This is a genomic window from Shewanella sp. SW24, assembly GCF_025653395.1.
Classification (GTDB): Bacteria; Pseudomonadota; Gammaproteobacteria; order Enterobacterales; family Shewanellaceae; genus Shewanella; species Shewanella oncorhynchi.
Map to the genome: position 1 here is coordinate 222151 of NZ_JAKKSH010000002.1, position 25870 is coordinate 248020.

The window sequence follows — 25870 nt, forward strand, 5'->3', positions numbered from 1 at the left end:
CTTATCAACGAAACACCAATAGCGATGAAACATCCATAGCTATGAAATACCTAAGTTAGACAATCTCAAAGTTGATGATGGGAATGTCTGACAGCGTTAATTTGTCAGCCCGGAGGCGACTATGTTCAATTTAAAATCGGCATTTGCGTTAATATTAGTCTCAGCACTCAGCTTTAATGCCAGTGCAAATGTACTCGTTGACGAAATCGTCATTGACACAAGCGACTTGCAAGCCAATATCACTGCAGATTTAACCGCTGCAATGAATAAAATGCACCAAGAAGTGCTGCAAGAAGCCACTCTGTTGATTGCCACTGACGATGTCACATCTCATCAGCAAGTCGTTAAAGCCGAATAACCTAAACGACACTTAAATTCAGGTCACCATCAGTAAGACCAAAGAAAAAGCCGCATTAATATGCGGCTTTTTTGTACTTGAATAGCAAATCAATCCCACTGACGATATACGGCAATGGGCAAGTTTTCGCCCGACTTATGGACGATACACTTTCACGTTCGTGTAGCCTTGCTCGATTAAATACAATGCCTGCAATTTACTCATCACCCCACGCTCACAATAGAGCAAATAAGTCTTTTGCTTATCGAGATCGGCAAACTGAGTCGCTAACTTGAAGAATGGGATACGCTTTATCTCAATACCTTCAATTTGCAGCGGTTTGCTTTCCTCTTCTTCAGGGGCTCGAATATCAATGACCACTTGGTTAGTATCGATACTGGCAACCGTTTCTGTCTCAGTAATCCGAGTATCCATTTGTTCTGCGATCTCCCTGATATCGATAGTGACAGATTGGGCGATGATCTGATCGATCAAATCCTCAGAGAACTTTTTCTCTTCCGCTTCAACCTTAGCTAATACCGCTTTTACCGTCGGCTTTTGCGAAATTACGCCGCAATATTCAGGCATTGATTTAGCAAAATCTTCGGTGCCGATTTTACGGCTCTCGTTGATAATGTCTTGCTTATCCATGGCGATTAAGGGACGTAGAATCAATAACTCAGTACAACGGTCGATGACGTTTAAGTTGGTCAGGGTCTGGCTAGACACTTGGCCTAAACTTTCACCGGTAACTAAGGCTTGAATGCCCATACGCTCGGCTATACGCGCCGCGGTACGCATCATCATGCGTTTCAATACAACGCCCATTTGACCGTTATCGATACGCTCTAAAATCTCAGCAACCACAGGCTCAAAAGGCACGGAGATAAACTTCACTTTATGGGATTCACCGTAGGTTTTCCACAGATGGTAAGCTACTTGTTTAACACCAATTTCGTGCTGTGCGCCGCCCAGATTGAAGAAGCAGTAGTGGGTACGAGCGCCTTTTTTGATAAATTGATAGCTAGAGACGCCAGAGTCAAAACCACCCGAAATCAAGGACAATACATCTTCCTGTGTTGCCATCGGAAAACCGCCTAGACCTTCAATACGCTTAGTCACCATATAAAGGTTATCGCGCTCAATCTCTAAATTAACAGTAATGTCCGGATTCTTTAAACGTACGCCCAGCGCATCGGTAAACTGGTTTAAGCCACCACCGACATAACGCTCAACTTCAATAGAATTAAAATCATGATCGCCAGTACGCTTTACTCGCACGCAGAAGGTTTTACCCGCGAGCTGGTCACGGTAAACAGGCAAGACTTGCTGATAAATATCATCAACAGATTCAAAGCTATACTCATCCACTTGCACTACGTGTGCAATGCCAGGAATACACGCCAGACGCTCACCGAAAGCTTGGGCCAATTCAGGCTTATCCTTTGGTACCATCACCATAATGCGGTCCCATTGACGCTGCACTTTTGCATCTTCGTCAACTTTTTTAAGCACATTACGGATGTTAGTTTCGAGCATTTTGGTGAAGCGCATGCGTACAGGCTTGCTCTTCATCATGATTTCTGGATACAGCTTTACAATAAACTTCATGGGATTTCCGCGGGCAATTTTAAAACAGCAAAATTGGTTAAAAGAATAATCGGGGGATTATATACCCAAGCAACCTAAAAAGGCGAGTTTCAGCGCACATAGCCAACAGCGACACAGGCCACATTTATGGCGTATTCATTGCGTATTAATGACTAAATCACGGCAGCTAATTAGGCTGAAATAATGTCACTAAAGCCTATTCGAATGGTTTGAATTTCCCTGCTTAAAATAAGTGATTTGAGATGAATCATTAACAATAAGTCGTTGAGGGATAATTAAAGAAAACTTAGGGATTACACACTCAATGTGATTAACGTAAAGCCCAAATGGATTTAAATCAACCACAGCGATTTGATGCATAATACGTTAACTAAAAAGGGAAAAGTCCACATTAGCTCGATAAAAAAGCCGCAAGATTATTGCGGCTTTAGATTGGGAAAGTATCTAAACACTTAAGGCGAATTACCGATCTGAATTTCTTCAGACTCCTTAGCTTTACCTTGCTCAATAGCAATTTCAACCCTGCGGTTACGGGCACGATTTTCCGGAGAATCGTTAGGCACAATCGGATTGTTAGACGCCATACCAACCACTTTCATTCGATTAGAATCAAAGCCGCTGACCTGTACTAACTCATGGGCCACTGCCACGGCACGTTTGCTGGATAAATCCCAATTAGAACTATAAAGCTCATCGCTTATTTGCATATCATCCGTATAACCTGACACTGTGATGACACCTGGCACATCTTTTAACAATTCGCCGACTGAGCGTACCACAGGTTTAAATCGAGGCTGCAGGAAACCTGAGCCAGAAGCAAATGACCCCTTCTCACGTATACGAATAATAATCTGCTGACCTAATGACTCAATTTCAATCGCTCCATCGGTGATCTCTTTATTGAGCTCCTGCGCCATCTTCTTCACTTGCTGATTGATCTTTTCTTGCGCCGCTGCTGCTTCCGCTTTAACCGCATCGGCCACTTCTTGCGCCGTTGCACTCGCTTCGCCACCCCGCTGAGAACCATTTTGCTGCTGCACGCCGCCCGCACTATCGTCTTCACCCGCTTGGAAATCCAATACAGGTTCAGTCATTTCATTCGTTTGCTGGTTAATGATTTCAATCGGAGTCGGATCGGGGCGTCCTGGTCTAAATTCTAAGGCAATGACAGAAGTCCCTTTCGGGATATCTTTAACTTCCACCTTATTTTGCACACCAAAGGCATACTTCATTGAGCCCGCGATCTGCTTAAACTTCATCACGTCCATTTCAGAAAATGACAATAACAATACGAAGAAACACATCAACAGCGACATCAAGTCAGCAAATGTTGCCAACCAGAGCGGTGCTCCGGGCGGTGGACAATTGCACTTAGCCATGGGCTACTCTCCGTCCGTTGTATCGATTTTACGATTTTTTTCAGCGAGATAATTTTTCAAAAAGCCTTCAATCACCCGCGGGTTTTGTCCGTCTTGAATCGCCAATACCGCATCCATAATAAGGTTACGATTGAGCATTTCCTCCCCCATCCTAAGCGTTAGCTTATCCGCGATAGGAAGACAAACCATGTTAGCAACCATAGCGCCGTATAATGTGGTTAACAACGCAACCGCCATCGAAGGACCAATAGATTTAGGATCCGCCATATTTGATAACATGGCCACGAGACCAACGAGTGTACCTATCATCCCCATCGCTGGCCCAACATCGCCAAAGGCTCTAAATATGCCAATCCCCGTACGATGACGTTCTTCCGTTAGAGCGATGTCCTTCTCTAGAGCTGCACGCACTACTTCACCATCATGACCATCGACTAACATATCGACAGCCTTTTGCATAAAAGTATTGCTAATTTGCGCTTCTTCTAATGCCAAAAACCCCCCTTTACGGGCAGCATCCGCCATAGTCACTGACTGTTCAATCAAGTCTTCTGGTTTATCAATCTTAAATACAAAAGCTTTCAAAGCAATTTTAACGGCGCTTAAAAACTGTTTAAGAGTGAACTTCATCATTACCACGAAGAAGGACCCACCGAACACAATCAGGATCGAGGGCACATCAACGAAAATCATCAAGCCGCCACTGGTCACCATAGCGCCGAGAATAAAACCAAAGGCTCCCACAATTCCGATTATTGTTGCTAAATCCACAACGGCTCCTCAATTTTCGTAATAAACGACATAATACTTACTCTGGGTAAGCAAGAACACTCAGTTATTCTACCGAATAAGATAATCCCACCGACACACATACGAGCCTTGTTTATCCAGTTAAAAATTACCATACAAATGATGATACTATTGTCAGTTATCGGACACACACTAAGCAAGTTTAGCGACAATTTATATTTTCTGGAAAAATTTCAGTAACAAAGCGTGCTATTGAGCAAATATCTTTAGTCTGAATTTGACCCTTACGCCGCCCTGATATACCTTGTGTCCGCTAAATCAAAGGAAACCTGAACGTGGCGAAGAAACCCGAAAATCTTAGTTTTGAAGAATCCCTTGGCGAACTTGAACGCATCGTTGCCGATCTAGAACAAGGCGATATCTCCCTCGATGACGCGTTAAAACAATTTGAACGTGGCATCAATCTCGTTCGAAATAGCCAAGCAAAACTCGAACAAGCCCAACAAAAAGTGGCCATTTTACTGAAACAAGACGAAAATGCGCCCCTATCCCCCTATGCCGTTGAGGGCGAATAAGCGTGTTAGTCAGTACCATTCAAGAATATCAACAACGAGTTGATGATCAATTAAAACAGCGTTTTAGTACGCTTGAAGATACAGCTCCCCAATTAAAAGCCGCTATGACTTACGGTGCCTTATTGGGAGGGAAGCGCATTCGACCGTTCCTCGTATACAGTGTAGGACGCATGTTTGGGGTCGAACTCGAAAAGTTAGATGCTTGCGCCGCAGCCATTGAATGTATCCATGCTTATTCATTAATCCACGACGATTTACCCGCCATGGACGATGACGAGCTCCGCCGTGGCCAGCCGACAGTGCATATTGCCTTTGATGAAGCGACGGCCATTTTAGCGGGGGATGCTCTGCAAACCTTAGCCTTTGAAATTGTCACCGAAGCCGTAGCAGGGATCAGCAGCGAACAACATATTGCTATGGTAAGAGTATTAGCCAAAGCCTCAGGTTATCGTGGTATGTGTGGAGGCCAAGCGATAGACTTAGCCTCGACCGATAAACATATTGATCTTAACGCGTTAACTCAGCTACATAATATGAAAACTGGCGCCCTTATCAGCTGCGCCGTTGAGTTGGCTTTAATCGCCGCAAACGCGCCAAAAGATCAGTATGCTGCTATGATGGATTTTGCCCGTGCGGTAGGACTCGCCTTCCAAGTACAAGACGATATCCTTGACATCGTAGCCACCACCGAAGAGCTAGGTAAACCGCAAGGCTCTGATACTGAATCGAATAAGAGTACGTTTCCACAACTACTTGGACTACAAGGTGCACAAGACACCGCCAAACAACTGATCCAAGAGGCACTATCAGCGCTGGCTAAATTGCCATACAATAGCCAGTTAATTGCAGACTTCGCCCGCTATATCATTGAGCGAAGAATATAATAAGAGTCGAAGTATCTCGCTATGAGTTTGGACATTTCTCAGTTTCCCGTGTTGGCGCAGGCCAACACCCCCAATGAGCTCCGCCAGCTTCCTCAGGCACTTTTACCACAAGTAGCCGATGAACTGCGCGAGTTCCTTCTTAAGTCTGTTGGCATGTCCAGCGGACATTTTGCCTCTGGGCTCGGCACAGTAGAACTCACTGTGGCACTGCACTATGTCTACAATACCCCCTTTGATCGACTGATCTGGGACGTAGGCCATCAAGCCTACCCCCATAAAATTCTCACGGGTCGACGTGACAAGATGCACACCATTCGGCAAAAAGATGGCTTACATCCTTTCCCATGGCGTGAAGAAAGTGAATACGACACTTTCAGCGTTGGCCATTCAGGCACGTCGATTAGCGCCGCGCTGGCGATGGCGATAGCTGCAGAAAAAGAACAAGCAGGTCGTAAAGTTGTCGCTGTCATCGGCGATGGCGCTATGACCGGCGGCATGGTGTTTGAAGCCATGAACCACGCGGGCGACTTGCACAATGACATGCTCGTGGTACTGAACGACAACGAAATGTCGATTTCAGAAAATGTCGGCGCCCTCAACAATCATTTAGCACAACTGATGTCAGGCCGTTTCTACACCACACTGCGCGAAGGCGGCAAAAAAGTGTTAAAAGGTATGCCAGTCATCAAAGAAATGGCCAAGCGCACTGAGGAACACCTCAAAGGTATGGTCGTTCCTGGCACTCTATTTGAAGAGTTAGGTTTCAACTACATAGGTCCTATCGATGGCCATGATGTAGACGCTCTGGTCGAGACCATGCGCAATATGCGTAATCTGAAAGGTCCACAGGTGCTGCACATCATGACCAAAAAAGGTCGTGGTTATGAACCTGCTGAAAAAGATCCTATCGGTTGGCATGCTGTGCCTAAGTTTGACCCATCACTCTTTAAAAAGCCGGCCACCAAACCCGGATTACCGACCTTTTCTCAAGTCTTCGGTAAATGGTTGTGCGACATTGCCGAACAAGATGAGAAAGTGTTAGCGATTACTCCTGCGATGCGTGAGGGTTCTGGCATGGTGGAGTTTTCCCAGCGCTTCCCGAAACAATATTTTGATGCAGCGATTGCTGAGCAGCATGCCGTCACCTTAGCGGCGGGTTTTGCCTGCGAAGGCTTCAAGCCTGTAGTCGCAATTTACTCGACTTTCCTGCAACGCGCCTATGATCAGCTTATTCACGATGTCGCACTACAACAATTGCCCGTGTTATTTGCCATTGACCGTGGCGGTATCGTCGGTGCTGATGGTCCAACCCACCAAGGTGCATTCGATTTAAGTTTTATGCGTTGTATCCCTAATATGGTGATCATGGCGCCGTCCGATGAAAACGAATGTCGTCAAATGCTCTACACTGGCTATTGCTATGATGCGGGCCCAAGTGCGGTGCGTTACCCAAGAGGTAGTGCCACGGGAGCGATGCAAGTCGAGTCCATGACTGCGTTGCCAATTGGTAAAGGTGTCATTAAGCGCATCGGTAAGCGTATTGCCATACTTAACTTTGGTACCTTGCTCGCATCGGCATTAACCGCTGCCGAAAGCTTAGATGCGACGGTTGTCGATATGCGCTTTGTGAAACCACTTGATGTTGATCTGGTAAAAGAAATGGCACTAACCCATGAAGTGTTAGTCACTGTGGAGGAAAATGCCATTATAGGCGGTGCGGGTGCCGGAGTGCTTGAACAGCTTCAAAAGCTAAAAATGCCTAAAGCCGTACTCCAAATTGGTTTGCCAGACGAGTTCATTAAACATGGCTCGCCAGAGGAAGTCATCCACGACTTGCAACTGGATGCCGAAGGCATACTGGCGCAAATCAATGCTTATCTAGCGCAATAGGCTGAACTTGCTTATCTCGTTAAGACGCTAAATGTTATCAATAAAAAATTCCGCCCATAAAAAAAGGACTGCAATTGCAGTCCTTTTTTGTTGCTGTCTGTTATAACAGCTGCTGATCCAATAAAGCTTAAGCTTCGATATCTATCGTTGCACTTTCTTGGTTAGGGCCACCCTGTGACACCATCACCATAGCAGGGCGCAGCAAGCGACTATTCAGCTCATAACCCTTTTGCATCACCAACATCACAGTGTTCGCTGGGAACTCGGCGCTTGGCTGCATGCCAATCGCTTGATGTTGGTCAGGGTTAAATGACTGACCTTGTGGATCAATTTGCTTAACACCAAATTTAGCCACCGCAGTGAGTAAGCTTTTTTGAGTTAACTCAACACCTTGATAAATCGCTTTCGTCGCTTCATCTTCTGGGTTTGTACCCATTAGCGCGCGCTCCATGTTATCAAGCACAGGCAAAAGCTCATTGGCGAACTTTTCCAAGGCAAACTTGTTCGCCTTTTCCACATCCATTGCGGCACGACGACGAATGTTATCGACCTCGGCTGCGGCGCGGATGACTGAATCCTTCTGCTCTTCAACTTTCGCCAAAGCTTCAGCGAGTAACTGTTCCAGCTCTTCAATACGGAAATTGGCCTGGGTAAGCTCATCGATCAGACTTGCTTCTGCGGTAGATACTTCAGACTCTACACCCTCTTGGATCAGATCCTGTTCTGCTTTAATCGATTCGTTGCTCATTTTCACTCCAGCTAAAAATGCTTTGTTTCTGAAATACTCTGGGCATATTATGGGGATCAATTTTGACGTTTCAAGGCCTAAGGCCAGATCTAGCATAAATATGACCACAAAGTTTCATACTATCGGCCTTATCGGCAAACCTCACCACCAAGGGACCAACCAAACCTTAAAGCGTCTGCATTATTGGCTGACAATGCAGGGCTTTGAAGTCTTAGTGGAAGAGCGTGTTGCTACCGAATTAGGACCCAATATCATAGCGGTCGATTTACTAGAAATTGGCGCGCGTTGCGACTTAGCCATAGTCGTCGGTGGTGACGGTAACATGCTCGGCGCGGCAAGGGTATTAGCCCGCTTTGATTTAGGCGTGATTGGGGTTAACCGCGGCAATTTAGGCTTTTTAACCGATCTGCCGCCCGATGCCTTCGAAGAGGCGCTCGCCAAGGTACTCGATGGAGAGTTCGATACCGAGCATAGATTCTTACTCGAAGCCGAAGTCTATCGCCACGGTATGCTCAAGGCGAGCAACACCGCCGTCAACGAAGCCGTACTCCATCCGGGTAAAATTGCCCACATGATTGAGTTTGAGGTCTATATTGACGATCAGTTCATGTACAGCCAACGTGCCGACGGCATGATAGTGTCAACGCCTACCGGTTCAACGGCCTACGCCCTCTCCGCTGGCGGCGCTATTCTGACGCCTAATTTACAGGCCCTAATCTTAGTACCTATGTTCCCGCACACTTTGTCGTGCCGCCCGATTGTTGTCGATGCGTGCAGCACCATAAAAATGGTTGTGTCACCTGAAAATGGCGAAAACCTCGAAGTCAGCTGTGATGGCCACGTGCATTTAGCCGTGTTACCCGGCGATGAAATCATAGTGCGCCGCAGCTCTGAACGTTTACGGCTTATTCATCCTAAAGGACACAACTATTTCCACGTGCTGCGGACTAAATTAGGCTGGGGCAGCAAGTTGTTTTAAGTCTGTATCTTTGGGCTAAATCACCAATAAAAGAGACATATCACGTCTCTTTTTTATTTTGTAAATTTAACCTAGAAGGTTGCGATTAAAGCCTTATCTTTTCCCCTGCACAGTCTTTGGTGAACTTTTTAGCACTTCTCACAAAAACTAATATTCGCATTAATGGCGTTTAAGCATTAATGACACTAACCAGTTTGATAAAAGTTCAAACAGTATTTTTTAGTTTTGTTACTTAAAATTTCTGCTTCAATTTCACCCTGTTCTCTCAATTTCCCCTCTTAACCCATTAGAAGCGGTCACTTTTTATTTCAACTTTTCTATTGTTATCTCAATATACTTGAATATTTTGGCTGGCAGTTTGCTCAAATAAACTGAAATTAAGTTAAACAATGGTTATTAAATTTCATATTAAAGTAAAATTCATTAAGTGATATCCATCACAATAAAATTCCACCATTTTAAAACATGCTCTAGATCACTATAAAAAACCATTCCAAAATGGACATATTAGGTAAACATTACAATAGCTTGATGAAAATAGAAGTAAATGAGTTAATCCAGCCATAACAATCTATGCGACCTTAATCACACCTTAAAAATGACTGAAAAAACCAATAACAAACTATTAATGAAATAAATGGATCAGTTAATTGCAATAATGACGATGAATATGAGTGATAGCTCTACTTTTAATAACCAGAAAAACAACAAATTTAATTTAATATAACCAAAGTAGATATACACCCAACAGTCTAAGTGATCATTGTCACATATAAGAAAATCCCCCGAGAGAAGCACCCCGCAGCACTGTAAATTAGCATTTCATATAACAGCCAAGATGATCTAGATCATATTAGTCAAGCTCACAATAGCGTCTAGTACACAACACAGAATGTCGAGACCGTAAGTACTTGCAGTATTAACTGCTGATTTATTGGTCTGGGAAGTCGACATGAAAGCAGATGAAAAATCCTAATATCAATAATAAGACAGACCACTTTATGAAGAGGCAAGCATGACAATACTTCAACTCCTCGCTAGCTTGACGCCAGTGCTCAGTGTAATGCTATTTCTAGTGTTACTCAGAATGCCTGCATCTAAGGCTATGCCTATCTCCATGATAATCACAGCGCTCGCCGCCGTGTTTATTTGGCAAATGGATACCACATTACTGGCGGCATCGGTCCTCGAAGGACTGCTCTCAGCCATCACACCGTTAACCATCATTTTTGGTGCCGTATTCCTACTCAATACCCTGAAATACTCAGGTGCCATGGACACTATCCGTGCTGGGTTTACTAACATCAGTGCCGATGCCCGTGTACAAGTCATCATCATCTGTTGGTTATTCGGTGCCTTTATTGAAGGTAGTGCTGGTTTTGGTACTCCCGCAGCCATTGGCGCACCACTACTGGTATTGCTTGGTGTACCACCCGTTGCCGCAGCTGTCGTGGCTTTGATTGCTGACTCGGCCTGTGTATCCTTCGGTGCAATTGGTCTACCCGTACTTTTTGGGATGGAACAGGGTCTGATCCAAGGTGGCGTGAGCATGGCGGCGGAGCAATTTGCTGCCCATGGTGGTAACTATGCTGGTTATGCTCGATATATCGTCATGCATATGATCACTATCGACTTAATCACAGGTTCATTAATTCCTCTCGTAATGGTGACCATGCTAACTGGATTCTTTGGTCGCAATAAATCCTTTAAGGAAGGCTTAGCAATTTGGAAATTTGCGATTTTCTCAGGTCTTGCCTTTACCGTCCCCGCATGGATCATCAACTACCTTGCAGGCCCAGAATTCCCTTCGGTTATCGGTTCATTGATCGGTATGGCCTTAGTGATCCCGGTTGCGCGTAAAGGCTACTTACTGCCTAAAACGCCATGGAATGATTTCGCAGAGAATGACAGTCAAGAAAGCGGAAAAGTCGAAACAACGGCTAAGTTTTCCCAAATTGCCGCTTGGACACCTTACATCATCATGGCTGCGCTTTTGGTACTGTCGCGTACAGTGGCACCGTTAAAAGCATGGTTATCAAGCTTTAACATCAGCTGGACAGGCCTAATGGGCACTGAGCTTAAAGCCAGCTTCGCAACCTTATATGCACCAGGTGCCTTCTTTGTTGCCGTGTGTATTCTAGGTTTCTTCCTGTTCAAAATGAAAAGCCCTGCGATTCAGCAAACGGTCGGTGTTTCATGTAAGTCCATGTTGCCAACAATTATTTCATTAGGCGCATCAGTGCCTATGGTGAAAATCTTCTTAAACTCAGGCGCTAATGGTGCAGGTCTTGCCTCAATGCCTGTCGCTTTAGCGGATATGTTGGCAGGTTCCATGGGCGCAGTGTGGGCTTGGATGGCGCCTATCGTGGGGATTTTTGGTGCCTTCTTATCGGGTTCAGCCACCTTCTCAAACATGATGTTCTCCAGCCTACAATACAGCGTTGCCGACAATATTGGCATGAACCACACACTGGTATTGGCACTACAAGGTATCGGAGCAAACGCCGGTAACATGATGTGCGTAATGAACGTGGTTGCCGCTGCAACGGTAGTGGGTATGGCAGGTAGAGAATCAGAAATTATCCGTAAAACAATGCCTGTTGCCATTGGTTATGCCTTACTGGCGGGCACAATAGCTACCCTGTGGGGTGGATTCTAAGCCGTTTTATTTTATTGAATGCCCGAAGTCACTCCCAGTGACTTCGGCTTTAATCTATTAATAAAGAGAGTGATGCTATGTCGATTAACTATAAACTGGTCATCGATGATCTAAGAACGCAATTAGGTGATCATCCCGTGACGGATGATCCCGTTCGCCGTTTTGCCTGGTCCACCGATGCAAGCTACTTCAGGATAGTCCCAGAAGTGGTTGTCCATGCAGAAACCCTAGAACAGGTAAAGCTCACATTAGCCGTTGCCCGTAAGCATGATGCACCCGTCACGTTTAGGGCCGCTGGAACCAGTTTATCTGGCCAAGCTATCGGTGAAGGTATTTTGTTGATCCTTGGCCATGATGGTTTTAGAAAGATTGAAGTCAGTAGCGATGCCAAACAGATCACCTTAGGTGCTGCTGTCATTGGTTCCGACGCTAACGCCGTACTCGCGCCGCTTAACCGCAAAATTGGTCCCGATCCCGCCACCATAGGCTCCGCCAAAATTGGTGGTATTGTGGCAAACAATGCTTCGGGAATGTGCTGTGGTACTGCGCAAAACAGTTACCAAACTATCGCTTCCGCGAAACTTCTTTTTGCAGATGGTACTGAACTCGATACAGGCTGTGAAAAATCAAAAGCTGCCTTTGTTAAATCCCATGGAAAAATACTAGATGCGCTGACAGAACTGTCGCACATGACTCGTCATAACACAGTGTTAGCGGACAGAATTCGTAAAAAGTATTCCATTAAAAATACCACCGGCTACGGCATCAATTCGTTACTCGATTTTACCGACCCATTTGACATCATCAACCACTTAATGGTGGGGATGGAAGGCACCTTAGCTTTTATTAATGAAGTCACTTATCACACAGTGAATGAAGCTAAATTTAAAGCCTCAGCTATGGCCGTATTCCATAATATGGAAGATGCCGCACGAGCCATACCACTGATAAACGGTGAAAGCGTTTCTGCTGCTGAACTCCTTGATTGGCCATCAATCAAAGCAGTAACGGGCAAGCCTGGCATGCCAGATTGGTTATCAGAATTGCCGGCCCTATCCGCTATTCTACTGATAGAATCCCGTGCTGATGACGACAAAACCTTAGAAAATTATACTCAAGATGTCACCGCGAAACTCGCCGGTTTTGACTTTATCCGCCCAATGGAATTTAGTACTAATCCAGCGGTTTATGACAAATACTGGGCAATGCGCAAAGGCTTGTTCCCGATTGTAGGTGGTGAGCGTCCAAAGGGAACCTCAGTAATCATCGAAGACGTGGCCTTTGAACTAGAGCACCTTGCTGCTGCGGCGCACGATATCACTGAGCTTTTCCATAAACATGGTTACCCTGAAGGCTGTATTTATGGCCATGCTCTTGCGGGGAATTTCCACTTTATCATTACCCCCACCTTCTCGACTCAAGCCGATATCGATCGTTTCCATGCCTTTATGGATGATATTGCCGACATGGTGATTAACAAGTACGACGGTTCAATGAAAGCCGAGCATGGTACTGGCCGTGCTGTCGCGCCGTTCGTCGAAAAAGAATGGGGACAAGATGCTTACACTTTGATGAAGAGCATCAAACAAGTATTTGATCCACAGGGTATTCTAAACCCAGGCGTTATTCTTAACGACGATAGCAATGTCCACGTTAAAAACATCAAGCCCTGCCCTGTGGTCGATGATTTTGTTGATAAATGTATCGAATGTGGTTTCTGTGAAAAAACCTGCCCAACATCGGCACTCAACTTCTCACCTCGTCAACGTATTGCGACTCTGCGTGAAATCGAACGTTTAGAACAATCCGGTGATAAAGCCGCAGCAGCAGAAATGCGCGCCGCCGCTAAATACGATGTAGTTGATACCTGTGCCGCCTGCCAGCTTTGTACTATTGCTTGCCCAGTGGATAACAGCATGGGCCAACTGGTGCGTAAACTGCGCACGCCGTACATCAGCACTACTGAACAAAAAGTCTTAGATTTCCAAGCCAAACACTTTGGTGCAGTTAACCAAGTCATCAGTTCAGGTTTTGACATGCTTGGCGTGATCCACAAGATCACTGGCGACAACATTACCAGTGCCCTAATGAAAACCGGCCGTTTGATTTCAAAAGAAGTGCCTTATTGGAACCCCGATTTCCCGAAAGGCGGCAAATTGCCAAAACCATCCCCCGCTAAAGTTGGCCAAGAAACAGTGGTTTACTTCCCAGCCTGTGGCGGCAGAACCTTTGGTCCGACACCCAAAGATCCCGATAACCGCACTTTGCCTGAGGTGGTCGTCACGCTGCTGGAACGTGCAGGCTATAACGTCATCACGCCAGAAAAAACCCGCGATTTATGTTGCGGCCAGATGTGGGAATCTAAGGGCGACTTTAAAAACGCCGATGCCAAACGCCAAGAACTTATCGATGCCGTGAGCAAGATGACCAATGGTGGCAAGCTGCCAGTAATCGTCGATGCCTTGTCTTGCACCTACCGCACTTTGTCAGGTAATCCAAAAGTACAAATTATCGACTTAGTTGAGTTTATGCACGACAAGCTACTGACTAAGCTCAACATCAGCAAAAAAGTCAATGTGGCACTGCACTTAGGTTGTAGCGCACGCAAGATGAAACTTGAACCTAAGATGCAAGCAATCGCCGATGCCTGCTCTGCACAAGTGCTCAAACCTGCGGGAATTGACTGCTGCGGTTACGCGGGTGAAAAAGGCTTGTATAAGCCTGAAATCAACGCCAGCGCACTGCGTAATATCAAAAAGCTCATTCCTGTCGAGATTAAGGAAGGCTATTACGCCAACCGTATGTGCGAGGTCGGTTTGACCCAACACAGCGGCATTTCCTACCGCCACTTAGCTTATCTGCTCGAAGAGTGCAGCCGCTAATCTGGTATGACAGTAGTAAACAACGGGGCTATTTTTAGCCCCGTTTGTTTATATAAGCGAACTATTCTCATTTATTTGTCATTAAGTATTTTTTTAGAATTTCAAACCTGAATAAATACATTTTAAAATCAATGTAATCATCAAGTTAAAATATTCTCATTTTTGAAAAAATCTACAAGCTCATTTACTAAATTAGGGCTACTTATTCCGCTAAGATAGGCCTATATTTGATCAACTACCTTAGCATTAGTGTGGATATTGGGTCACACTGCAAGGCAATGTCGTTCACTAACAAGAAAGAGAAAACACAATGAAAATCGCCCTTTTCATCCCGTGTCTAGTCAATCAAATGATGCCAGAGGTCGCGATTGCCACCTTGGAATTATTAGAGAAACTCGGGCACCAAGTGATTCTACCCGCGGGTCAAACATGCTGTGGCCAGCCGATGACAAACTCGGGTTGCTTCGATGCAGCACGCAGTACCACCCTTAAATTGCTCAACGCCTTTAAAGGAGTGGAATGCGACGCTATTGTTTGCCCTGCCGCCTCTTGTTTAGTGGCCGCCAAAGAAAACTTCCACGAGTTTGATAGCAGCCCAGAAGCACAAGCTGTGATCAACAAACTCTATGAACTCACAGAGTTTTTACACGATATCGCGCCGATCCCCGCCTTTACCAAGCCCTTCGCGCACAAGGTAAGCTTGCAACTGAGTTGCCATGGCATTCGCATGTTAAGCCTTGCCACCCCAAGTGAGCAAATGGGGCCAAGATTCAACAAAGTCGAAGCTGTATTGGCCAATATTGCCGGCATAGACATAGTGTATCCAGACCGCCGTGACGAATGCTGCGGCTTTGGTGGCACCTTCGCCGTCGATGAAGGCGCAGTGTCGGCCAAAATGGGCAAAGACAAGGCCCAAGCCCACGCCGCAACGGGTGCTGAGTATGTGGTGGGTTTTGATCCTTCATGCCTGTTGCACCTCGATGGCATGATCCGCAGACAGCAATTGCCGATTGAAATTCGCCACATAGCGCAAGTGCTAAACGCCGCGCTCTAGGAGACTCACCATGGCTTACAATCATAATCACGGAGCTAATGGCTCCCAAGTCCATGCCCATAAAGCCGATATTTTTTGCCGCGACGAAACCCGTGTCGACTGGCATTCAAAAGCGCTATGGATGCTCAGAGAAAAACGCGACCGCGCCGCGGGTAGCATCCCAGAATGGGAACAACTGCGTCAGCTTGGCTCAGAAATTAAGCTCCACACGCTAACCCATCTTGCTCAATATCTTGAAACCTTTGAACAAAACTGTATCGCCAACGGCATACAAGTCCATTGGGCGAAAGATGGCGCAGAGCACAATCGTATCGTGCATGACATTTTATCCCGCCATAAAGTCAAAAAGTTGGTGAAGTCTAAGTCTATGCTGACCGAGGAATGTCACCTCAATCCGTACTTAGAACAACGTGGCATTGAGGTCATAGACACCGACTTAGGTGAGCGGATTATTCAGCTCGCCAAAATGCCACCATCACACATAGTCGTGCCTGCTATCCATATGAAAAAGGAAGAAGTCGGCGAACTCTTCCATGAAAAACTCGGCACTAAAGCGGGGGGATCAGATCCCTTGTATTTAACCCGCGCCGCCCGTGCCCACTTGCGTGAACAGTTCCTTAGCGCCGATGCCGCGATGACAGGCGTGAACATGGCGATTGCCGATAAAGGCGCCGTGGTGGTCTGCACGAACGAAGGCAACGCCGACATGGGTGCTAACCTGCCTAAGTTGCAGTTGCATTCAATGGGCATCGACAAAGTGGTGCCCGATATCGATAGCGCAGCCGTCTTGCTACGCACACTGGCACGCAACGCCACAGGCCAACCTGTCACGACTTATAGCGCCTTTTACCGTGGCCCACAGCCCGAAGGTGAGATGCACATTATTATCGTCGACAATGGCCGCACTGAGATGCTCAAGGATAAAATCCTCGCAGAATCATTGAAGTGTATTCGTTGTGGTGGTTGCCTCAATACCTGTCCTGTGTATCGTCGCTCCGGCGGTTACAGCTACAACTACACCATCCCTGGCCCAATTGGTATCGCAGTGGGCGCTAAGATTGATGACACTAACTCGATTGCCTGGGCCTGTACCTTGTGTGGCAGCTGTACCTATATCTGCCCAACTAAGGTGCCGCTCGATAAGATTATTTTCCACCACAGACGCCTTAAGGCTGAAGCCGGAAAACTCCCCTATGGCAAAAACAGTTACATGCCATTAGTGGGTAAATTTATGGCAAGCGAAACCATGCTGAACTGCTCTATGAGTATGGCAAGAACTGCGCTGCGCATTCTACCGGGTAGTCTGTTAAAACCCTTTAGCGGTGCATGGGGTAAATACCGTGAACTGCCCGTTGCCCCGAACTCCAGCTTCGAAGCTTGGTTTAAGAAACACAGGAGCCTATAAGATGTCTAGTAAACTTGAAATTCTCAATGCGCTCAAACTGTCGGCCTTAACAAATCATCCTATGCCAAGCATAGATGTGGCGCCAAGAGTCGAAAATCTCGTCGGCCAGTTCGAGACCAACCTCAATACTGTCGCGGGTACGCTGCATAAAGAAGGTGGCATCAAAGCCCTGCAAGCCAAAGTCGATGAACTTATCGCCCAAGGGTTACAGGTTATCTCCCTTGTCGAGGGGGTCACGGCAAACCGTGAAATGCCACCCACAGCCCACGAGCTCAAAAACATAGATTATGCAGTGATCCCTGGTGACATTGGCGTTGCCGAAAACGGTGCCATTTGGGTTAACAATAAGAATCTAGGCCACAGAGTGACACCTTTTATCTGTGAAAACCTGATCTTAGCCCTGCCAACGAATAAGATTGTGCCAACCCTACATCAGGCAGCTAAAGAAATCACGTTAGCCTCAGGTGAGTTCGGGGTGTTTATCGCGGGTCCATCAAAAACCGCCGATATCGAACAAGCTCTTGTCGTCGGCGCCCACGGCGCCTGCAGCTTGAACGTGTATTTGCTCTAATGCCTCAAGATTTAATGTAACCAAGAAAATTCAAGGGTTATGGAATAATCGAAATACAAAAGCCGCCTTCATTAGCGGCTTTCTTATTGAGACTTCGCTGAATGATATTTGATTTGTAGGCTGATAAACCACTAACACAGCTTACTAATTAACGTTTATTGACAAGCAGTTTACAGGCTTGCCATGGCATTSACTCGYCGACWCGGTGAATAGAAACCTAGGGCTTTAAGCTTATGAACGAGAGCCATGGTCGTTCTCATGCATCCCTGCATTGCACGACATTCAGGCGTCCTGCCTATCAGATAGCGAACTGGCAGTTAAACACGGATGTTGTTCAAGTCAATCCGCGGATGCAGGGTCGCCCCGTCCAGCTCTTTGATGAACGGCGCCATCTCTGACATTTATCTGCATACGTTAGTGAACACTTAAATATCAATCCAATATTAAGATGTTGATTTAAAATGTGATATTGCTACGACCTATGGCAATCGCTAGTGATAAGTAGGGGATCTTTATCAAGTCGCTTTAACCACGTGCGATAGCGCACATACTGAGGATACCTTAGTAGTATCCTCGACTCGGTTGGCTGTATTCTCGACTATGTCTATTAGGCATTTATAGTAAAGGTGAGTAAATGAACGAGGTATTACTACAAATAAAGGCGCTCACCAATGGTGATCCTTTATTGACGGCTGTCATTGTTGGAGTATTAACATTAACGTTAATTGGACTCGTAGGCTACATACTAAAAGATGTCCCCACGAAGCTGTTAAGTTGGCTCAGTAGTCTGCTGTTTGTGCGGCTCACTATAGACGATAGTCATCAGGCGCGCACAGAGGTATTCAATAAACTGTCCTTTTTGATCAGTAATACTACTATTCCGTTTTTTTCACGCTCTATCTCTGAGGCTGTGTACTATGACTATAGTGTGAGTTACGACGGGCGTGTCAGTGTTAAGTCTATCGGCTACGGTATGCACCTGTTTAAATACGGTGGTTGTTTCATGTTGGCTACCCGATCTAAGGTCGATAGTACGATGGCATACGATACTATTACTGTAAGTGCACCATGGTGGGCAAAAGATAAACTATATAGTTTTTTAGAAGATACTCGTGGAGACATCTCTACCGAGCCGAAAGTGAATATTTTCGAAGAAACCGAATGGTGTCGCTACGGCACATTGAAATCATCGGGTTTTAGTGAATTAGTACTAGATGAAGGGTTTAAGCAGGAGTTGATGAGGGAAGTTGATAACTTCGCAAGTAGGGGAAAATCGGTTGTAAGTAAGCTAACCATACTGTTACATGGCAAAACGGGTACAGGTAAGACGGGTATAGCGAGAGCCTTAGCTGTTGAGTATCATCGCGATCTATACATATTGAATCTTTCGACTGTAAATGATGCCACTATTCATAAGGCGATTAGAAAGGTACCGCCCGGAGCTATGTTGTTAATAGAGGACTGTGACTGTGTAAAGGCTACGGTATCACGAACTGCTGAAAGCAATGTAGATAACCCACCACTCACTTTAGGTGGCGTTCTAAACGCGTTAGACGGAATCATTCCTCTTGATGACTGCCTTGTAATAATGACCACAAATCATCCTGATAATCTTGACCCAGCGTTGATACGTAAAGGTCGTGTAGATGTCAGTATTGAAGTACCACTTATCAGTGCAAAACAAGTTAATGAAGACTACTTTGAGCGTTTTGGCGCAGTTCTTAATAGAACTGAGCCATTGTTAGGTTGTGAAGTCTATGAACTCCATCGCAGAGCGAACTTAAGATATGGTGTGTGTTGTAAGCCAGTGTAGATGCTCTGGATTCAACAAACCATGAGGTCATGATAGCCATGAATAACAATAAACTGATCGTCTTCAATTAGTGGTAACTGGCCGAGTTGCTGTAATCTGATTTTTAATTCAGCAAGCAGAAATACATTGTCATCCGCCAAACCGGCGGGAAAAACGGTTTTCGCAATTCTAATCGCGTTAATGGATTTATAGCGAATACACCTTTGCACAAAAAGACAATCAGTAGCCATGATCTCGGATAACACTTGATTTGAGGCTTCATAATCGAGAGGAAAGTCCTCTTCACCGACCAACTGTAGTTGCAAATACACAGGACGAGAAGCTAACAGCGTCATACATTCGCGCCATTTAGTATTATTCATCATAGAACTCATAATGTTAAATTGCTTTTTTACCCCTGATGATTAACAAGTTACCTTTGGTGTTTAACAGCCCGTATAGGGATTAAAAATGGTAGCGAATAAAGTAAGCCGCTTAAAGTAATGGGCTAGACGTAAACTCGTTTAGTACATCTTCTGAGGTTGACTCATATTCAACCACCAGTTTATGGGGTGTAAGCCGATACACCCTCACCTCAATATTCCCTCGCACAGCATAAATTAAAGCGCCGCCAAAGGTTGTTTCAGGCCCAAGATCTCCTGCTGGAACTTGCTCGGCTGCGCCAATATACAGGCACCCTGACAATACTGTTAAGTTTGCAGAGAGATAATTCGAATTGAGCCCAGCCTCACCTAGCTTACGGAAAATTTCAACCTCATAACAGCCATCGGCGCCAAGTCCTACGAATAGCACATGACCTTGATTGATTTCCAAAATTTCGTCACTCGGCACAGACCACCAATCAGCCGTATCCTCACAGCGATGAGTTAATGCCGCGGGATCAAATATCGCCATTGTGGCGGTATCTGTGTCAAACCGAGTTGTTGTATAGGGTTTACTCATCATCCTTGCCCACTAACAGAAATGATTCTGACTACCTGTTTTATCCTTGATAACTCCAAACCTAAAATAGAAAAATCGCCATAATTTTAGGCCGTTACTACCACTTACTTACAACAATCCTTTACATAAAGGCTTTAGTGAAGGCTTCCTTCGACTGGCGAATGTAGTTACGGGCGCTTTTGGCGTGCTGCTCCCACACGGCGCGATCGCTAGGATCGGTAAAGGGGTTTTGCTCGGCGGCAATTGAGCGCTCAAATTTGTCGTAGAAGGTCAGCATGGCCGAAGTGATCTGATTAAAACGTTCCTTGAACTCTTGAAATTCATCAATCTTCTCAGTGGTTTTAATCATGTACTGCACTAACTCTGCATTGCTGTTCGAAGCCAATAGCGCCTCAGCTTTAGCACTGATATTGGCACTCGCCTCAGCAATCACCAGCGCGCGTGCCTGCTCGTCTTTACTCATCACTCGGCTGTAATTTTCAGGTGTGCGGGCAATACTGGCATGCTGTAAGTAACTGCGCAGATGCTTATCGAGATCCTTACGGAAATTATCTAAGTTCTTCTGCATACTGACTAAATCATTGTCGAGTGCAGTGACTTGTTGCAGTTCTTTTTCGATTTCAGACATAAACCGTTCGGCCTGCTGATAAATTTTCAGGCCATTTTCTTCAGCAAACTTTTTATCACTACGGCTTAAGTCACTGTTGTCATAATTAGAGCGATCAAAAGTCGCAGCTAAGAATGACTTAAAGGGTTCGGCAAAGGCGGAATACGCACCGGCACTGACCACGTTTAAGGTGGCAGTAGCTAAGTCACCAAAGGGTTTCACCATAGAGCCTAAACGCGCCTGTTGGAGAGGCGATGCCACACGTTTAGCGTCAGTTAAAACCGACCTAAAGGTGTTATATCCCATAGGGTTAGACATTTTATTGCGCTCAGACGTCGCCAACACAAAGGTGATACTTGAATAAATAGCATTCGAGTACTCGAGGTATTGTCTTTGGCTCTCGAGCTGAGCGGCATAATTTTTACCTAAAGTACGAAATGACTCAGACTGCACTTCGTAATTCTTATCAGCTTTCAGCTTATCTAAAATCCCGCCGATAATTTTCTGCTCATTTTTTTGCAGGGCCATATCAAGGCGAATTTTACCTAAGCTCAAATCGTCCAAACTGATAGGGCCATTAATGGCCTCAATATCAAGACGGATATATTGGCGACTCGGATCATCAATAGACACTCGGTGTGCTAAATATTCGTTAGCCCCAGGGGTGATATCGATTAAAGCAACATGCTGCCACTGGGCATCGAGCTTTAATACCGGAGAGGTCAATACATTGATTCGATATTGGGTTTGAGTATTCTGGGTTTTGACCCAAAACTCTAATAGACCCGCTTCAGAAATAGGGTACTTACTGACGATACTGCTATTGCCTTCGACGCAAAGCAGCGCACTTTCACCTGTGTGAGGTTCAGCGCCTTCAAATTGACAACCCATGATCCACGACCAAGGTTGAGATAAACGATTGCCTTCGAAGTCGCTGGCAAACACTAACTCATTCTCTTTGGCACTGGCATTAACTGTCGTTAACACGCCAAGCAACAGCATAGAAATGACTGAAGTGGTGCGCATAAGGGCCTCATAAAACATAAATTACTAAAATCAACGAGCGAGTCATTCGGCTCAATACCCAGTCATATCAACGATCAATCGACCCAAAAGCCTAAGCGAACTCAGTCTGTTAATTGAGGGCTATAGCCTCGGCTCAACAGCACGCTTGGATAAGTCATTTTTGATTGCAGATTAAACCAGCGAAATGTACCAGAGGCCATCATCCCACGCTAGCCCTAAGTCATGTTTAACGACGAAAGATATGTGGGCAATTACAATCGGGGCCATTAATCGCCCCAATTGTAAAATTTACGTAAAACTAAACACTTATGCCCCAGCTACAGGTTACTTGCCTCGCCCCTTGTCTTGTCAATAAATCAGGCGAAACCAATACAAACCAAAGCAAGGATTAATGCAAACGTGCCTCGACTCGCTTCATGGCGTAAAACATCCATATCGTCAAGATAGTGCTACAGGTCGCGAGCGACACCCACACACCAATCACGCCGAACGCCCATGCAAAGCAGTAGATGATCGCAGCGATAAGAATAAGCTTAGCGCCCGTCAGCATAGAAGCTTGTTTCGAACAGTTAATCGCTTGGAAGAAACTCGCACCGACTAAGATTAAGCCTTCCATAGGCAAGCCCCAAAAATACCAGCGCATACCTTCAATCGCCACTGGTGTTAAATTCGGATTATCACCGGCAAACAAATACACTAACCATTCAGGGCGAGAATAAATCAGCGCTAAACCTAAAGCTGCGGTGAGTAACGTCATACCAAAGGCAATATTGCGCGCTTGTTTAACCCTGTCAAAACGCCCAGCTCCCGCGTTAAAGCTATAAATAGGTTGAGTACCAAGCGCAATGCCCTCAAAAATCAGATAGAAAAACGCTTCTGTGTAACTCACCACACCATAGGCGGCCACATGTAATGGACCGCCAACCCACAAAAAAGCCGTATTATGCAGGGTTAACACTATCGACAAATACAGATTCATCAAAAAGCTGGGGAAACCAACGCGGGCTATATTAAGGCAATTATCGAGCTTGAGCTTCATCTGCTCAAAAGTGATTTTAAGCTGAGTGCGCGGACTGAAAAAATGCTGTAAACACAAAAGCCCCGTTACCGCCTGCGACAACATAGTCGCAATCGCTGCACCTGCTAAACCAAAGGGGAAAACCACAATAAACAGCCAGTCTAAGAAAGTGTTTAATACACCACCCAAAATCAGCACCCAAGTTACCATGGATGGCCTGCCATCATTACGCAGCAGTGTGGTGAAGGTCATTGAAATTATGGGGAAATGACACAGTGCAAAATACCAGAATAAGTATTCGTTAGCATTTTCGAGCATCTCACCTTGCGCCCCAAGGGCGACCAAAATATCTCGCGAGAATATCCCACCAACAAGGGCAAAAAAGCATCCCGTTAATAAACATAACGTAAAGGCATTACCCAGTAGTTTACGGGCCTTGACTACATTACCTTGGCCAAGATTGATTGACACTAATGCCGCGCTACCCATACCTATCATGGCGCCAATAGCGTATAAAATCGCGCCCACAGGGTAAGCTAGCATCATCCCCGCCAGCCCTGTTTCACCTAAATAGTGGCCAACAAAGATGCCATCAATTGTCACATATACGCCCGTGACCAACATAGAGGCAATGGTGGGTATGGTATAGCGCCAAAAAAGCTTCGCAATCGGCTCCTCGAGCAAGCTCATATCCGCAGGAGCATGATTAGATGTTGTTGCTGTCATTAGCGTTTCTCACAAAAAGGGGGGCTAGAGTCGTATCTATCTAGAAAAATGATCGGGTGAACAAAAATGCGACAATGGATTGTACCTAAAAATAGCGAGAACTCAAAGCATGTTCATTGTGAATAATTAACAATAAAGATTAATCATCACAATGACTTAAGCAGAAACAGTCCAATTTCAGCCAAATGACAAACTCAGTACAGTTCAATAACAGATGTGGGTTAATTCATCATTTTCTGCTACTTTTTTGGTGTTTAAGGCCGAATTAGGTAAAGTATCCGTTCAAGCAAGCCCATTATCGTATTTAAACAAGATGAAATCATTAACTTCATAAATTTAAGTTTTTGATAATTAATGGGTTAAACAGAAATAAATTCAATAACAATAATAAGGGAAGGACATGAGTCAGAATAGTCCAAATGCAGGCAACGATCTGCGAGAAGTCAAACAGCTCGGCATGTGGGCCTCCATTACTAGCTTAGGTTATGTGTTTTGGTTAGTTGGTGGTATGGAGTTAGTCGAGCGTATCGCCTACTACGGTGTTAAAGCCAGTGCTGGACTGTACGCTAAAGCGCCAGAGTCTGCGGGCGGCCTTGGGATCAGCCTAAGTGACTACGGCATTATTATTTCCCTCTGGGCGATCATGCAAACCTTTGTGCCCGTGTTCACCGGTGGCATGTCTGACCGAGTGGGCTACAAAGAAACCATCTTCGGCTCCACCATCATTAAAATCTTTGGCTATCTCGTCATGGCATTCTTCCCCAGCTTTTGGGGCTTCCTTGTCGGTGCATTACTCCTTGCCATAGGCACAGGGATATTTAAACCGGGCATTCAAGGCACCTTAGTGCTGTCCACTAATCGCAATAACACTTCAATGGCTTGGGGCATTTTTTACCAAGTTGTAAACATTGGGGGTTTCCTCGGGCCCTTAGTTGCCGTGCATATGCGCCAATTGTCGTGGGACAATGTATTTTTCGCCTGCGCCGCAATTATCTCACTCAACTTCTTATTCTTACTCACCTATACCGAGCCAGGTAAAGCCGAGCGACTGGAACGCAATAAGCAAATAAAATCGGGTGAAGTCGAACAAGAATCCCTGTGGCGTGATGCTTGGCGCGAGTTGAAAAAGCCGATTGTAATCTACTATATGCTCGTTTTTTCAGGATTTTGGTTCTTGTTCAATGCCCTATTCGATGTGCTGCCTATCCATATTTCCGAATGGGTCGATACCAGCGTAATCGTCACCACCCTCTTTGGCAGCGAAGGCACCAGTAACGGTATTCTACAATTTTGGCTTGGCCTCAATAACGAAGGCACTAAGGTGATGCCCGAAGGCATGTTAAACCTCAATGCGGGCCTGATTATGACTTGCTGTTTTATCGTTGCGGCGCTGACGGCTAAATACCGTATTACTACCGCTATGTTTATTGGTTGTTTGCTGAGTATTTTAGCTTTTGTGTTTATCGGTGCTTTCCATGCGGCATGGTTTATCGTATTCGCGATAGCCATGTTCTCCATTGGCGAAATGATGATTAGCCCGAAGAAAAACGAGTTTATGGGTAATATTGCTCCCGAAGGTAAAAAAGCCATGTACTTGGGATTTGTGATGTTGCCCCAAGGGATCGGCTGGGGATTAGAAGGCTACTTTGGCCCTAAACTCTACGAGATTTATGCATCAAAGGAATTGTTTTCGCGGGATTTATTGCTAGAGCGCGGCATGAACAGCACTGAGATCAGCGCCATTCCCCAAGGTGAAGCCTTTACCACTTTGGTGAGTTACACAGGTGAAAACGCACACGATCTCACTCAACTGCTATACCACAGCCATAACATTGGCATGGCGTGGTACATCATAGCCGCCATAGGGACTATCTCAGCGGTAGGAATTTACATCTATGGTAAGTGGTTACTCACACTACAAAGAGCCCAGCAAGCCGCCTAAGTGACACTCGCTGACCTCATTTTGGGCAAGGACGACAAAGACAAGATAAGGGCTAGATATGGCAAGGTGAGG

At 45.5% G+C, this 25870-nt stretch carries 20 protein-coding genes; 12 read left to right on the forward strand and 8 right to left on the reverse strand.

Annotation, left to right across the window (positions count from 1 at the left end):
* The first annotated feature begins 121 nt into the window (after nt 1-121).
* Nucleotides 122-358, forward strand: a complete 237-nt coding sequence (locus tag L5M17_RS02815; RefSeq protein WP_198572079.1) for a hypothetical protein — start codon at nt 122-124, stop codon at nt 356-358.
* A 135-nt stretch (nt 359-493) separates the two neighbouring features.
* Here the strand turns inward: L5M17_RS02815 and thiI are convergent, their stop codons facing one another.
* The 3 genes from thiI to pomA form a co-directional block, all read right to left on the reverse strand.
* Nucleotides 494-1948: a tRNA uracil 4-sulfurtransferase ThiI gene (thiI, locus tag L5M17_RS02820; protein WP_028760687.1), complete on the reverse strand. Its 1455-nt coding sequence runs from the start codon at nt 1946-1948 to the stop codon at nt 494-496.
* Between the two features lie 452 nt (nt 1949-2400).
* Nucleotides 2401-3327, reverse strand: coding sequence for a flagellar motor protein MotB (locus L5M17_RS02825; RefSeq protein WP_113941028.1), 927 nt, complete (start codon nt 3325-3327; stop codon nt 2401-2403).
* Nucleotides 3328-3330: 3 nt separating this feature from the next.
* The gene (pomA, locus tag L5M17_RS02830) at nt 3331-4098 is read right to left on the reverse strand and encodes a flagellar motor protein PomA (RefSeq protein ID WP_173497062.1); all 768 of its coding nucleotides are present in this window, start codon (nt 4096-4098) and stop codon (nt 3331-3333) included.
* 314 nt (nt 4099-4412) lie between these two features.
* Between pomA and xseB the strand changes: the two genes are divergently transcribed.
* From xseB to dxs, 3 genes are read left to right on the forward strand one after another with little or no spacing between them, the layout of a single operon-like run.
* A complete protein-coding gene (xseB, locus tag L5M17_RS02835; RefSeq protein ID WP_006080884.1) occupies nt 4413-4652 on the forward strand; it encodes an exodeoxyribonuclease VII small subunit in 240 nt (79 codons plus the stop codon).
* Between the two features lie 2 nt (nt 4653-4654).
* The gene (gene ispA, locus L5M17_RS02840) at nt 4655-5536 is read left to right on the forward strand and encodes a (2E,6E)-farnesyl diphosphate synthase (RefSeq protein ID WP_212600336.1); all 882 of its coding nucleotides are present in this window, start codon (nt 4655-4657) and stop codon (nt 5534-5536) included.
* Nucleotides 5537-5557: 21 nt separating this feature from the next.
* Nucleotides 5558-7426 (forward strand): 1-deoxy-D-xylulose-5-phosphate synthase, encoded by a 1869-nt coding sequence (gene dxs, locus L5M17_RS02845; protein ID WP_105249771.1) that lies wholly within the window; start codon nt 5558-5560, stop codon nt 7424-7426.
* 127 nt (nt 7427-7553) lie between these two features.
* On the opposite strand, the gene grpE is transcribed toward dxs, so the two are convergent.
* Nucleotides 7554-8174, reverse strand: coding sequence for a nucleotide exchange factor GrpE (grpE, locus tag L5M17_RS02850; protein WP_028760692.1), 621 nt, complete (start codon nt 8172-8174; stop codon nt 7554-7556).
* Nucleotides 8175-8274: 100 nt separating this feature from the next.
* Here grpE and nadK point away from each other — a divergent pair, with 100 nt between their 5' ends.
* The 7 genes from nadK (at nt 8275) to L5M17_RS02885 (ending at nt 19537) form a co-directional block, all read left to right on the forward strand.
* Entirely contained in the window at nt 8275-9153 is an 879-nt protein-coding gene (nadK, locus tag L5M17_RS02855; RefSeq protein WP_081729057.1) for an NAD(+) kinase, read from the forward strand.
* A 1015-nt stretch (nt 9154-10168) separates the two neighbouring features.
* Nucleotides 10169-11812 (forward strand): L-lactate permease, encoded by a 1644-nt coding sequence (locus L5M17_RS02860; protein ID WP_049821741.1) that lies wholly within the window; start codon nt 10169-10171, stop codon nt 11810-11812.
* 77 nt (nt 11813-11889) lie between these two features.
* Nucleotides 11890-14694: an FAD-binding and (Fe-S)-binding domain-containing protein gene (locus L5M17_RS02865; protein WP_113941023.1), complete on the forward strand. Its 2805-nt coding sequence runs from the start codon at nt 11890-11892 to the stop codon at nt 14692-14694.
* A gap of 310 nt (nt 14695-15004) precedes the next feature.
* A complete protein-coding gene (locus L5M17_RS02870; RefSeq protein WP_006085148.1) occupies nt 15005-15748 on the forward strand; it encodes a (Fe-S)-binding protein in 744 nt (247 codons plus the stop codon).
* Between the two features lie 10 nt (nt 15749-15758).
* The gene (locus tag L5M17_RS02875) at nt 15759-17153 is read left to right on the forward strand and encodes a lactate utilization protein B (RefSeq protein ID WP_263145073.1); all 1395 of its coding nucleotides are present in this window, start codon (nt 15759-15761) and stop codon (nt 17151-17153) included.
* Between the two features lies 1 nt (nt 17154).
* Nucleotides 17155-17724 carry a lactate utilization protein C gene (locus tag L5M17_RS02880; RefSeq protein ID WP_263145076.1) on the forward strand — a complete coding sequence of 190 codons (570 nt, stop codon included), beginning with the start codon at nt 17155-17157 and terminating at the stop codon, nt 17722-17724.
* Nucleotides 17725-18358: 634 nt separating this feature from the next.
* Nucleotides 18359-19537 carry an AAA family ATPase gene (locus L5M17_RS02885; RefSeq protein ID WP_263145078.1) on the forward strand — a complete coding sequence of 393 codons (1179 nt, stop codon included), beginning with the start codon at nt 18359-18361 and terminating at the stop codon, nt 19535-19537.
* A gap of 11 nt (nt 19538-19548) precedes the next feature.
* On the opposite strand, the gene L5M17_RS02890 is transcribed toward L5M17_RS02885, so the two are convergent.
* The 4 genes from L5M17_RS02890 to L5M17_RS02905 form a co-directional block, all read right to left on the reverse strand.
* Nucleotides 19549-19902, reverse strand: a complete 354-nt coding sequence (locus L5M17_RS02890; RefSeq protein WP_242068336.1) for a hypothetical protein — start codon at nt 19900-19902, stop codon at nt 19549-19551.
* Between the two features lie 109 nt (nt 19903-20011).
* A complete protein-coding gene (locus L5M17_RS02895; RefSeq protein WP_263145080.1) occupies nt 20012-20479 on the reverse strand; it encodes a DUF6386 family protein in 468 nt (155 codons plus the stop codon).
* A gap of 121 nt (nt 20480-20600) precedes the next feature.
* Nucleotides 20601-22112: a hypothetical protein gene (locus tag L5M17_RS02900; protein ID WP_263145081.1), complete on the reverse strand. Its 1512-nt coding sequence runs from the start codon at nt 22110-22112 to the stop codon at nt 20601-20603.
* A 388-nt stretch (nt 22113-22500) separates the two neighbouring features.
* Nucleotides 22501-23856: an MATE family efflux transporter gene (locus tag L5M17_RS02905; RefSeq protein ID WP_028760699.1), complete on the reverse strand. Its 1356-nt coding sequence runs from the start codon at nt 23854-23856 to the stop codon at nt 22501-22503.
* A gap of 400 nt (nt 23857-24256) precedes the next feature.
* Between L5M17_RS02905 and L5M17_RS02910 the strand changes: the two genes are divergently transcribed.
* A complete protein-coding gene (locus L5M17_RS02910) occupies nt 24257-25798 on the forward strand; it encodes an MFS transporter (RefSeq protein WP_219250128.1) in 1542 nt (513 codons plus the stop codon).
* Nucleotides 25799-25870: the final 72 nt, after the last annotated feature.